Source organism: Legionella yabuuchiae (assembly GCF_900640115.1).
In the GTDB taxonomy this organism is placed as follows: Bacteria; Pseudomonadota; Gammaproteobacteria; order Legionellales; family Legionellaceae; genus Legionella_A; species Legionella_A yabuuchiae.
On sequence record NZ_CAAAIW010000029.1, the window covers coordinates 20725 to 32670 of the forward strand.

The window sequence follows — 11946 nt, forward strand, 5'->3', positions numbered from 1 at the left end:
AAGTTATTGATTTTAAATCACTTAATTTAAATGCGGTGCGTTTAGTCGTTATTCTTTTCTGTGGATAACTTTGTGAGTTTTGGGTTCATATTTTTTTTATACGATAACAATAATGAATCCGTTTGCTGCGCTTAAAGTCTTCATCAATTGTAGCTAAGGTAATATCCTCTACGTCGTATCGTTCGAATACCTCTGGCGCCATTTTAAAACGCTTAAAATTGGTTGAGAAATATAACACACCATCCTCATGTAATAGCTGCATGGCGGCAACTATAAGCGACACATGATCGCGTTGAATGTCCAACGTAGTGTTCATCCGCTTAGAATTAGAAAAACTTGGGGGATCTAAAAAAATCACATCGAAGTGATCACGACATCGATTTAACCACTCTAAGCAGTCATACTGAATAAACTGATGACGAGCAATATCCAGGTCGTTGAGTTTGAAATTCTCTTTAGCCCATTCTAAATAGGTTTTTGATAAATCAACATTCGTCGTGATTGCTCCCGCCAAAGCGGCATGAACGCTGGCCGTAGCTGTATAACAAAAGCAGTTTAAAAAACGAACGTCTTTTGGCAGCGTGGCAAACGTCATACGTAAGGGGCGATGGTCTAAAAATAAGCCTGTATCTAAATAATCGCGCAAATTTACTTTGAACTTAGCCTGTCCCTCTTGCACCACCATGGTTTGCTGGGTTTTACTGACCTTCTCATATTGGCTTTTTCCTTTCTGCATTCGCCGTTGCTTCACCACCATACGATCCGGAGAAACATTCAACACGTTAGGCACAATTTGCATCACATCTAAACTTCGTCGTTCTGCTTTATGCGCCGGAACCGAAGCGGGTGGTGCATACTCTTGCACCACCACATGACCATCGTAATAGTCGATCGCAAAGGCGTATTCCGGTAGATCCGCATCATATATCCGATAACAACTGACTTGGTTACGCTTAGCCCATTTCTTTAGATGGGTGACGTTTTTTTGTAAGCGATTGGCAAACATCTGCGCGCTTTCATTTAATCGTCCACCGGCTTGATCTTTTAATTGATTGCCTTGAATCGTAAGACAATACAATTTGCACTCTAGAGGCCCATTAAAGAATGTATATTGTTTACTAGAACGAAGTCCTGTGGCCTTCGCCAGCAATGGATTAGACGTTAAAAAGGCCGCTTCATAGCACTGAAATCGCTCAAACATGACTGTTCCAAAGGTTTGATACAGTGGGATAAGTTCTGTAGCCTCACCTAGACGCTCACCATACGGCGGGTTTGCGATCAGTAATCCTTTTTCTGCAATAGGCTCTAGGGTTTCAATTGGCTTAACGTCAAACGACACCAGTGTTGCAACACCAGCACGCTTAGCATTGTCGCGGGCAATTTGAATCAACCGGGGGTTCGTATCGGTGCCAAGAAATTTAATGTTGACGGGTTTAACTTCTCTTAACGCTTGAGCTCGAATCTTTTCCCAAAGTGACGGTTGATGCGAAACCCAATGACTGAGTGACTGATCGGTTCGTAACAGTCCAGGAGCGATACGAGCCGCCATCATCGCACCCTCAATCATTAGCGTTCCGGAACCGCAAAATGGGTCTTGTAAAGCAAATCCTTTAGCAGCAAGCTTAGGCCAATTGGCTCTGAACAGTATAGCCGCGGCCACATTTTCTTTTAAAGGAGCAGAACCAGCGTCTTTACGGTATCCACGTTGGTGCAAGCTATATCCAGTCAGATCAAAACTAACGGTCAAAGTGTTTTGTTTCAAATAAGCGTGTAACAGAATATTAGGGTTATGCCGTTCAATAGTAGGGCGTTGATTTTGGAGTTTACGGAAATGATCAACAATTGCATCTTTAACAATTTGAGCGCCGTACATGGAGTTTCGTATCTGGGCTGACGAACCATGAAATTCGATGGCTAAAGTTTTACTGGAAGTAAACACCGTTTGCCAGGCAAACTCACTGCATAATTTATAGATGGTTTGTTCATTATGAGCCTCGCCGTTAAATAATATGAGTTGCACGCGATTTGCCAATCGTGACCAAAGGCAAATATGGTAGATTGCAGCTAAGTTAGCATCGCCATATACGCCTTGTGGGCTTACTCGTGAAACATGAAGCCCCAACGATTTCAATTCTTCTTCTAATAAGTATTCTAAGCCCTTTGGACAACTAATAAACAGAGAATAATTCATGACATAACAGACCTAAGATAACGAAACAATGCTTTGCTAGCACCAGTATTTTTTTCCTTTTGCAGCTCATCCGTTGCTTTTTTAATGAGCTGCCGCAATCCTTGAACATCTTCTGGATGGTAACACTCCACAAACTCCGTTAGCGCTTCACGGCCACCATGAATGAGGCGGTCACGCCAAAGTTCGATTTGATGAAACACCGCCGTTTTTGCTTTATCTTCAGCCAATAACTGCTCATATTCAGCAATAATTTCATCGCTATTAGCGGCACGCATCAGCTTTCCAATCAACTGTGCCTGGCGACGTAATGCCCCATGACTTTTGATGGTTTTTGCCGTCATTATCGCTTGTTTTAACGCATCCGGAAGGGATAATGTATCCAGTTTTTCTTGGCTTAATTCAACAAGCTTTACGCCAATTTTTTGTAGCGATTCGGCTTCGTTTTTAAGTTGGGTTTTACTTTTTGGTTCATCCGTCATGGGGTCATTCCACAATAGTCAAAATTGTATTTCCATCGTCATTTCAGTTCCGATGACTTGCATGTCTAAGCACTGAGTCTTTGTTCCACATCATAGTGAAAGGATTCTTTCGATGAGCGGAAATGAAGATAAGTTCGCCCAATCGCAAAAAAATTATAGATTAGAATACAAAGCAGTAAAGAATGAAGCCAGGTCACGGTTAATTTGGTGAATAACGGTATAGTAATGAATACCCCGATACACCCAGATAGACTTAAAATTAGGGTTTTCTTCAAGGGAATTTTATCATGTTTTAGAAATACCAATGTCGTTAAAGGTTGCTGTAAGGCGCCTGCCGTCGTCATAATCGGGAAAGCCACGACAGGTGAAACATTTAAAATAAATAAAACCCCCTGCACCATAACAAATAACCCTATGCCCACAGAAGTCAGACCACCGCAGACGATCATGGCAAAAAAGCCCGCAACAAGCCTCCAAGAATTTAGTGCGGAAAGCTCACCGCCAACAGGAATGATGCGGAATTGATGACACAGCAATAATATAATCAGCATTAAGAAACAACACACCATGGCAAAGCGTATGGTTTGCTTGCTTAAACGACTCACAATAGCACCACCCAGTAAGCCTCCTATGCAGGTTCCAATCACCAATGTTAGGAGGGTGGTGATATCCACATCAATGAGTTGCATAAAAAAAAGAGACTCGATGGTCCCTGGAATAACTTGCGCCCCGTTATTTACAGCGGGTAACTCATCGTCTTTAAACGTTCCGAGCATCTTGGCAAGAGCCACATTGACCGCAAAACTACCAACACCAACGGTATCGGCAATAAAAGCTACAACTCCGCTGACACTGAGCTTTAGATATTGAACAGGACTCAGTTCAACAGGGGGTTGGCGGCAGAGTTTAAAAATCATGACCGCCACGCAAATTAGGGTCAAAAGGATTATCGCGAACACTATTAAACTGATGGCCATTTTAAACTCTTAGAAATTTTAAGCCTCTAGGTAATACGTGATACCTAAGTTATTTTGCCATTAAGTTAAGGATTTTTATCTTTCCCTCGAAGGCTCAAATCTATCTTGTTCTGGACATGGCAGATGAACTCTCAGCCTTTACAAGGCGACAGAGTCTAACAAACCATATGATAATTTAGCAAGTAAAAAGTTTAATAAATGAACAAAAAATCACTTAGAAATTCATTCCTTTCTAGGCTGGGTTAACCAAACAACCGCTTTGCCAGCTTAGCCACATGCTCCCCCTGTGCTCTGGCCAACTCTTTTTCAAGATTGCTTGGGGTTCGACTTCCATCAGCGCCCGCAAGGGTCGCGGCCCCATAAGGCGAACCTCCACGAACCTCACTAATATTCGTTAAGCCATCAGCCGAGTAGGGAAGTCCAACAATGATAAAGCCATGATGGGCTAACGTGTTCCAAAAAGAAGTAATGGTTGTTTCGTTTCCACCTCCGGTGCCTGTAGACGTAAAAACGCTGCCTATTTTTCCAATTAAATCACCATTCATCCACATTTTACCGGTTTGATCAAGATAATTACGCATTTGTGCGGCCATATTGCCAAAGCGGGTTGGAGTACCAAAAATAATGGCATCGTACTCTTTCAAGTCCTCCGGTTTTGAAACTGGAGCCTCTTGATCCAGTTTTACACCGGCATTTTTAGCGACATCTTCCGGCATGGTTTCAGGCACACGCTTTAAATCAACGTCGATACCATCAACTTTAGAAACGCCTTTAACCACTTCTTTTGCTAAGGTTTCAACATGTCCATAACTTGAGTAATAAAGCACCATTATTTTTGCCATAACATCCTCTGTTTTTTTTAATTTTTTTTTATCTTATGATTTTGGAATAATACTCGTTAAAGTCAAGGCCAAGGAAACAGAGCAGAATCACACTTTACTAAGCAATAGATTATTTGTGTATTAATTGCACTTATTGGTATGCACGACTGTCCCACCATAAATTTATGTGCACTTATAAGCATAGTTGACCTTTCTAACTCAAAACTCGTCGTTGCGAGCCATGGCGAAGCAATCCAGTTCGATGTTTTTAATGCACATCGGCCTGGATTGCTTCACTTCGTTCGCAAAGACGTCATTTTGATGGGACAGCCCTGAATGGTATGAGAGTTTTTATCCTTGGCTATAATTCTTGTGGTACAATCACACGGTTATGTTATCTTCAAGAAAGGTTGATATGATTTACCTAAGAATGCTCAAGGCGTGTGGATTGGTGTTGGTGCTTTATAGCAATGCTTTATTTGCTACACAAACACTGCACGATTTATACGGCCGTGAAATACCCTTATCTTCCCTTAAAGGTAAGTGGGTTTATATCAATTATTGGGCAAGTTGGTGTCAGCCTTGTCTGGAAGAAATCCCTGAACTCAATCGATTTTACAATCGCTATAAAGCCAATGACGTGGTTATACTAGGCGTCAATTACGATGCGCTCCCCCTACAAGAACAAAAACAATTAGTGCGAGAATTTGGCATTAAATACCCTAATTTAAGCCAAGACCCGTCAGCCTTCTTTCACATAGGAGACATTCGAGGCGTTCCAGTAACGTTCGTGTTTAATCCAGAAGGAAAGCTCAGAAAAACCTTATACGGCCCACAAACGATAAAATCACTAAGACAAGTGATGTCTTGATCAGGGGTCAGAGATTGAGACTCATTTGAATCGGGTCAGGAAGTTTCTCTCAACAAACGTTCTTTTTCATCGCGAGTCAATCGGACGGTGATGCGCCATCCGCCATCTTTTATTTCTTTTTCCTCTAATACGGCATCCAACTGATACAATCGCGCACGCAGTCTAGCTTCTTCAGGCTTTAGTTCCAATGTTTCTTCAACAATACCTCCGTGAAGTTGCTGCGCGATGGCTTCTTTTAATAATTCAAGACCTTCTCCTGTGGCGGCAGAAAGCCAAACTTTGCAGCTATCATCACGACAATCTAATTTTGGTTCCCAGTCTTGTTGGCGATCGATTTTGTTGAATACAACAATTCGTTTCACTTCATCGGCATCAATTTCTTTTAACACCTGTTCAACCGCGGTAATGTGATCGCGCCAAATAGGATCCGAGATATCAATCACATGCAGTAATAAATCGGCCTCTTTGGTTTCTTCAAGCGTGGCATGAAAGGCATCCACAAGCTTATGAGGTAAATCACGAATAAAACCAACGGTATCTGCCAATATTACAGAAGCAGAACCCGGAAGATCTAATTTACGCATGGTTGGGTCGAGCGTTGCGAACAATTGATTGGCGGCGTAAATTTTTTCGCCCGTTAATGCGTTAAACAGTGTAGATTTTCCAGCATTGGTATAACCCACCAAAGAAACCGTCGGCATCGATGCACGGCGGCGAGCTCGACGGCTTTGATCGCGATTTTGCCGTACTTTTTCAAGACGTTTATGAATCGATTTGATTCGCTCGCGCAACAAACGACGGTCCGTTTCCAACTGGGTCTCACCTGGGCCTCGTAAGCCTATCCCCCCTTTTTGACGCTCCAAGTGCGTCCATCCGCGAACTAAGCGTGTTGATAAGTGCTCAAGCTGAGCCAGTTCCACTTGTAACTTACCCTCAAACGTTCGCGCACGCTGCGCAAAAATATCAAGGATTAATCCGGCTCGATCTACAACGCGGCATTTAAACAACTTTTCTAAATTTCGCTCTTGTGAAGGTGATAATTCATGATTAATTAACACTAACTCTGCGTCAAGCGCCGCTACTTGGGCTTGGACTTCTTCGGCTTTACCTAATCCAATAAAATATTTAGCCTCTGGAGATGAACGTGAGCCTTTTACGCAGGATAGGATTGTTGCATCAGCCGAGCGGGCAAGCTCTTTAAATTCGGCTAAGGCCGTTTCATAATCAATACCGGGGAGAGCCAATTGCACCAAAATGGCCCGCTCTCCACCTTCTGGACGTTCAAACAAGATTTAAATTCCATTCGTTAAAAAATTGTATCAGTCTATCATATTTTTAATCACCAGAGGACAGATTAACCGCTCTTGAAGGAACCACGGTCGATACTGCGTGCTTAAAGACCATTTGAGTCACCGCGTTTTTAAGCAAAATAACATGCTCATCATAATCATCTACGATGCCATGCAACTTTATGCCGTTTACAAGAAATACGGATACCGGCATTTTTTCTTGGATTAATGCCTTAAGAAATGACTCTTGTAACGCTTGATTGTGAGACATTGCCTGCTCCTTGTAATTATTATTTTTGGCAACAACTTGTTATTTATTTGTCGTACGATTTAGAAAATACTTTAGCAATGTTCCCTGGTGATGGTTCACTGCTATACCCATTCCCCCGCAGATACGGATTTTTTTGCGACTTGAATTTGGTGCCAGGATAGCGAAAATCCAGTATCTTCAGGTGGAATGAGTATATGATCTTACCTACACTAAAGAATAGAGTCGTATTATTAAGGACAATATTATGAACATTACCTTATTTCTTGCTGAAGTCATTGGCTGGTATTTTGTAATCATCAGCTTATTTGTGTTGATTCGCAGGCGCAAAATGGAAGCAATTTTGTTAAACATCGCAAGTCAGCCATCAATGATTGTGATCATTGGCATCGTCACTGTTATCCTAGGTGTATTGATGGTGGTTAGTCATAATAGTTGGGTGATGGATTGGCCTGTGATAATCACCTTAATTTCCTGGTTGGTGCTTTTTGGCGGCTTATTTCGCCTGTTTCTTCCCGAGTGGGGTGTTAAAGTTGCTCATTGGTGGTTTAACAACCAACCCTATTTGATCGCGCTTACGGTGGTGTATTTATTAATTGGATTATTTTTACTTTACAAAGCCTTTACCATTTAATAGCGATTGAAATTTCACATTTTTTTAAAACTTCGACTATTATTAACATCACCACTACAAAACCAAAAACAAAGGACTGATAATATGGCAACTACAACGAGAAAACGAACCAACAATAATGACAAAGCACATGTTTCGGAAGCAGCGAACGCCCTCTTGAATGAGAGCAAAAAGTACGCTTATGAGCTCTATGAAGAAGGCGTCAATAAAGTCAATGGCGCAGGACAACATGCTAAAGAATACGGTGACGAGCTAGCAGACAAAGTCAAAAAAAATCCCATGACCTCACTTTTAGTTGCGGCCGGTGTTGGGTTTTTGTTGTCATCGTTATTACGTAAATAATGAAGCCAATCGATGAATTAATCGGCCTTGTTTCCAGCAAATATGAAGCAGTCAAAACCCTGCTAACCATCATTAAGCTGGAAACAAAATTGGCCGGTTTAAGCGTTTTTCCTTTGGTCATAAACCTAGGAATTCTGATTGCTATTGCTCTAACCGCTTGGTTTACGGCAATGATATTAGTTGGTTATGGCTTTTATGTGCTTTTTAATCATTTTTTTATAGCCATTCTAGGAGTATCTATCCTAAATCTGATTTTTCTAGGCCTCTCAATAAAATACCTGCTTTATACCCTTAAAAACATGAGCTTTGAACGAACAAGACGATTACTATCCCAACAAAAAGGTAACAGCGATGATGACAACGAGAAGAGAAGTGATCAAAACCTTGGAGAGGATGGAAAAGAAATTTCACCGCGAGCAACGTGATGCTGACCGCCATAGACAATATTGGTTCAACGTATTCAAAGAATATCAACCCTTGATTATCGCAGCTTCTATCCCTTTAGTTTATCTTTTTATACGCGCCACGGGTAAAAAAGCGAACCTTCAACAAGCCAAACGATACGCACGCTATTTAATATTAACGATTATTGCCAGCATACAATCCAAAGTTTTATCCAGTCTGGTCAATAAAGCGTTTTGAGAGATCTCTTACAAGATTATAAGCCCAAACTTAGATGACTCACTCTGTGAAAAAGTTATACTTACATCACAAGGATTGACACGGAGTGTCTGACAAGAAGTCAATTAAGGACCAGCACGCAGAATGCTTTACCGCAAGGAAGCGGACTTTAATAGAGCTAATCACTGCGTTCTGGCTTTATATCCTATGTTAGTAGACACTAAATTTATACTCTCCGAGCCGCGTGCAAAAGCAATCGTTAGGACTCAAATTCTGGTAATTATATCCACTTGCAGTATTTCCGTTATAGCCACATCTAAGATGTTAAGAGAAAAAACGCGGGTATCACGTACTTCTATACCCGTAATCTTTCAAAATGCGTGATTTATGCTTTTTCTTTTTCGCCCTGCCGCATTTTAAAAAACTCGCAAGGGAATGAGCCATTACTCGCTTTTTAAAATGCGGCAGGACAAAAAATAAAGGCGCCTAAAAACACGCATTTTGAAAGATTACGGGTATATATTTTTTATTTAACCTTTTTTGGCAATGCCTAGATGGAGATGAACGCGTAATCCGGGATGGTTATAACGAGATCGACCTCCTGGATTACAGCCATCACCTCCACACTGCGCAAAAACTAAAAAACCACCGTAGTTTTATTCAGTAACATTAAACATCAATATTTTCAGCGTCTAAGGCATTTTCTTCAATAAACTCTCTTCTAGGCTCAACGTGATCGCCCATCAAGGTCGTAAAGATTTCATCTGCGGCCACAGCGTCTTCAATGGCAACTTGCATCATGCGACGACTAGCAGGATCCATGGTGGTTTCCCAGAGCTGGTCAGGATTCATCTCACCCAAACCTTTGTAGCGCTGTATGCTTTGGCCACGTTTCGCTTCATTCATGAGCCAATCCAAAGCTTGGTCAAACGTATCAACGGCAAACACTTTATCATTGCGCTTAATATAAGCTCCTTCCTCCATCAAACTACCTAAGTTACTGCCAATTCTGACCAATTCCTTGTAGTCTTTCGATAAAAAGAGCTCTGTATTTAAATCTACAGGAGTGTCTACTCCGTGCTGAGTAATCATTACACGTGGCAGATAATGATCGTTTTCCACATCATGAATCACTTCAACGCGAAACTGGTGCGTTTTGGTATCGCTTTGTTGAATGCGCGCACTTAATTGCTTGACCCACTGATTTACACTTTCTTCGTTGTTAAAATCTTCTTTTTGCAGCAAAGGCAAATAGGCTAATCGCTTCAAAATCTCAGGATGGTAGCGTCTGGAGTAACGCCTCACGATCTTTTCCATTTGCCGAATATCATGAACCAAGCGTTCTAAGGCTTGAGCTGTAATCGGCGGTGCGTCTTTTGAAGGATAAAAAGCAGCACCATCCAGAGCATTGTTGGTAAGATAATCAAATAATGCATCATCATCTTTCACGTATTGCTCTTGTTTACCGGTTTTTACTTTATAAAGAGGGGGTTGGGCAATGTAAATATATCCGCGCTCAATCAGCTCTGGCATTTGGCGGTAAAAGAACGTTAATAATAGTGTACGTATGTGAGATCCATCCACATCGGCGTCGGTCATGATGATAATACGGTGGTATCGGATCTTATCGGGATCATATTCATCAGCACCAATTCCGCATCCTAAAGCTGTAATTAAAGTAGCCACTTCTTGTGAAGAAAGCATTTTATCAAAACGCGCCTTTTCAACGTTTAAGATTTTACCTTTAAGCGGTAAAATAGCTTGGAACTTGCGATCGCGCCCCTGTTTGGCTGAGCCACCTGCCGAATCTCCCTCGACAATATACAACTCTGATAAAGCAGGATCCTTTTCCTGGCAGTCTGCTAATTTCCCTGGAAGACCGGCAATATCCAACGCACCTTTACGCCGGGTCATATCCCGAGCGCGCCTTGCTGCTTCTCGTGCTCTAGCCGCATCGATCATTTTACCAACAATTGCTTTAGCGGCAGCCGGTTGTTCCAGCAAAAAGTCGTTCAATTTTTCTGCGACTAACGATTCTACAACGGCTTTGACTTCAGAAGAAACTAACTTATCTTTGGTCTGAGAAGAAAATTTAGGATCAGGTACTTTTACTGATAGTACGGCGGTTAAACCCTCGCGAGCATCATCACCGGTGGTGGCCACTTTCGCTTTTTTAGCCAAGCCCTCAGATTCAATGTAATTATTCAACGTTCTGGTAAGCGCACCGCGAAATCCCGCTAAGTGAGTTCCGCCATCACGCTGGGGAATATTATTGGTGTAACAAAAAATATTTTCTTGATAAGAATCATTCCACTGCATTGCAACTTCGACGGTTACTCCTTCCTTCTCCCCGTTCATAGAAAATACCGCGGGGTTAATAGGATTTTTATTGCGATTAAGATGTTCTACAAACGCTTTAATTCCACCTTCATAACGAAATGTATCGTGCTTATTAGTGCGTTCGTCATGTAAGTGAATGCATACGCCAGAATTTAAAAAAGACAGCTCGCGCAAGCGTTTTGCCAAAATATCGTAATGAAATTCAATATTAGTGAACGTATTAGCGCTAGGTTTAAACCAAATTTGCGTACCGGTGCTATCGGCATCACCCGTTATAGCCAGAGGAGCTTCCGGTACACCATTAACATAGTGTTGTTCATGTACCTTGCCATGACGTCGAATCAGAAGATGCAACTCTTCAGATAAAGCATTAACAACTGAAACGCCAACGCCGTGAAGTCCACCCGATACTTTATAAGAGTTATCATCAAACTTACCGCCAGCGTGAAGCACCGTCATAATTACTTCCGCAGCAGAACGTCCTTCTTCTTTATGAATATCGACAGGAATACCACGGCCATCATCCTTTACCGTAATAGATTCATCGGCATGAATGATCACGTGAATTTCTTTACAATAGCCGGCTAACGCCTCATCAATGGAGTTATCAACCACTTCAAAGACCATATGATGCAAACCAGTTCCATCATCCGTATCGCCAATATACATACCAGGACGCTTACGAACGGCATCCAATCCTTTTAATACCTTAATATTGTTTGAATCGTAACTGGTCTCAACACTCATATCATTCCTCGTGTGAAAAACGGGGCGGAAAATTGCTTGATTATACCATGAAATGGGTAGATATAGTAATGGCTTGAGATAATTCGCTTCGTACCGGACAAACAACCACTGAGCTAATACGTGCCCATGCCCTTGCCCGGTTTTTTAATGGGCAGAGCTCACCATTTTAATGAGCATAGATACAATTCGGAATAACAGATCTCTGGCATCACTAAGCTTCTTTGTTTCGATCAGACCTAGGCAACGTATATGGACTCATCCGTTTTCGCAAGTAATCATTGAGTGAAAAGAGAAGTATACCCGTAATCTTTCAAAATGCGTGTTTTTAGGCGCCTTTATTTTTTGTCCTGCCGCATTTTAAAAAGC

The 11946-nt window shown here is 41.7% G+C and carries 12 protein-coding genes; 5 read left to right on the forward strand and 7 right to left on the reverse strand.

Features of this window, described 5'->3' with window-relative positions; genetic code table 11:
• Positions 1-85: 85 nt before the first annotated feature.
• The 4 genes from rlmKL to wrbA all read right to left on the reverse strand — a co-directional run bounded on the left by rlmKL (position 86) and on the right by wrbA (position 4489).
• Entirely contained in the window at positions 86-2191 is a 2106-nt protein-coding gene (gene rlmKL, locus E1O47_RS10455) for a bifunctional 23S rRNA (guanine(2069)-N(7))-methyltransferase RlmK/23S rRNA (guanine(2445)-N(2))-methyltransferase RlmL (protein WP_133131206.1), read from the reverse strand.
• Positions 2188-2670 (reverse strand): ribosome biogenesis factor YjgA, encoded by a 483-nt coding sequence (gene yjgA / locus E1O47_RS10460; RefSeq protein WP_133131207.1) that lies wholly within the window; start codon positions 2668-2670, stop codon positions 2188-2190. Before yjgA ends, rlmKL begins: the two co-directional genes overlap by 4 nt.
• A 65-nt stretch (positions 2671-2735) precedes the next feature.
• Positions 2736-3647 (reverse strand): sulfite exporter TauE/SafE family protein, encoded by a 912-nt coding sequence (locus E1O47_RS10465; protein ID WP_133131208.1) that lies wholly within the window; start codon positions 3645-3647, stop codon positions 2736-2738.
• A 242-nt stretch (positions 3648-3889) separates the two neighbouring features.
• Positions 3890-4489, reverse strand: a complete 600-nt coding sequence (gene wrbA, locus E1O47_RS10470; RefSeq protein ID WP_133131209.1) for an NAD(P)H:quinone oxidoreductase — start codon at positions 4487-4489, stop codon at positions 3890-3892.
• A 394-nt stretch (positions 4490-4883) separates the two neighbouring features.
• Here wrbA and E1O47_RS10475 point away from each other — a divergent pair, with 394 nt between their 5' ends.
• Positions 4884-5339: a TlpA disulfide reductase family protein gene (locus E1O47_RS10475; RefSeq protein WP_133131210.1), complete on the forward strand. Its 456-nt coding sequence runs from the start codon at positions 4884-4886 to the stop codon at positions 5337-5339.
• Positions 5340-5374: 35 nt separating this feature from the next.
• On the opposite strand, the gene hflX is transcribed toward E1O47_RS10475, so the two are convergent.
• Positions 5375-6628, reverse strand: coding sequence for a ribosome rescue GTPase HflX (gene hflX / locus E1O47_RS10480; RefSeq protein WP_133131211.1), 1254 nt, complete (start codon positions 6626-6628; stop codon positions 5375-5377).
• Positions 6629-6674: 46 nt separating this feature from the next.
• Positions 6675-6899: an RNA chaperone Hfq gene (hfq, locus tag E1O47_RS10485; RefSeq protein WP_133131212.1), complete on the reverse strand. Its 225-nt coding sequence runs from the start codon at positions 6897-6899 to the stop codon at positions 6675-6677.
• A gap of 244 nt (positions 6900-7143) precedes the next feature.
• Here hfq and E1O47_RS10490 point away from each other — a divergent pair, with 244 nt between their 5' ends.
• From E1O47_RS10490 to E1O47_RS10505, 4 genes are all read left to right on the forward strand, one after another.
• Positions 7144-7530, forward strand: coding sequence for a hypothetical protein (locus E1O47_RS10490; protein ID WP_133131213.1), 387 nt, complete (start codon positions 7144-7146; stop codon positions 7528-7530).
• Between the two features lie 84 nt (positions 7531-7614).
• Positions 7615-7872: a hypothetical protein gene (locus E1O47_RS10495; RefSeq protein ID WP_133131214.1), complete on the forward strand. Its 258-nt coding sequence runs from the start codon at positions 7615-7617 to the stop codon at positions 7870-7872.
• On the forward strand, positions 7872-8297 hold the full coding sequence (locus E1O47_RS10500) for a hypothetical protein (RefSeq protein ID WP_133131215.1): 426 nt from the start codon (positions 7872-7874) through the stop codon (positions 8295-8297). Before E1O47_RS10495 ends, E1O47_RS10500 begins: the two co-directional genes overlap by 1 nt.
• Positions 8266-8514 carry a hypothetical protein gene (locus tag E1O47_RS10505; RefSeq protein ID WP_133131216.1) on the forward strand — a complete coding sequence of 83 codons (249 nt, stop codon included), beginning with the start codon at positions 8266-8268 and terminating at the stop codon, positions 8512-8514. The genes E1O47_RS10500 and E1O47_RS10505 overlap by 32 nt, the downstream gene beginning before the upstream one ends.
• A 648-nt stretch (positions 8515-9162) precedes the next feature.
• Here E1O47_RS10505 and gyrB read toward each other — a convergent pair.
• On the reverse strand, positions 9163-11580 hold the full coding sequence (gene gyrB / locus E1O47_RS10510; RefSeq protein ID WP_133131217.1) for a DNA topoisomerase (ATP-hydrolyzing) subunit B: 2418 nt from the start codon (positions 11578-11580) through the stop codon (positions 9163-9165).
• Positions 11581-11946 lie beyond the last annotated feature (366 nt).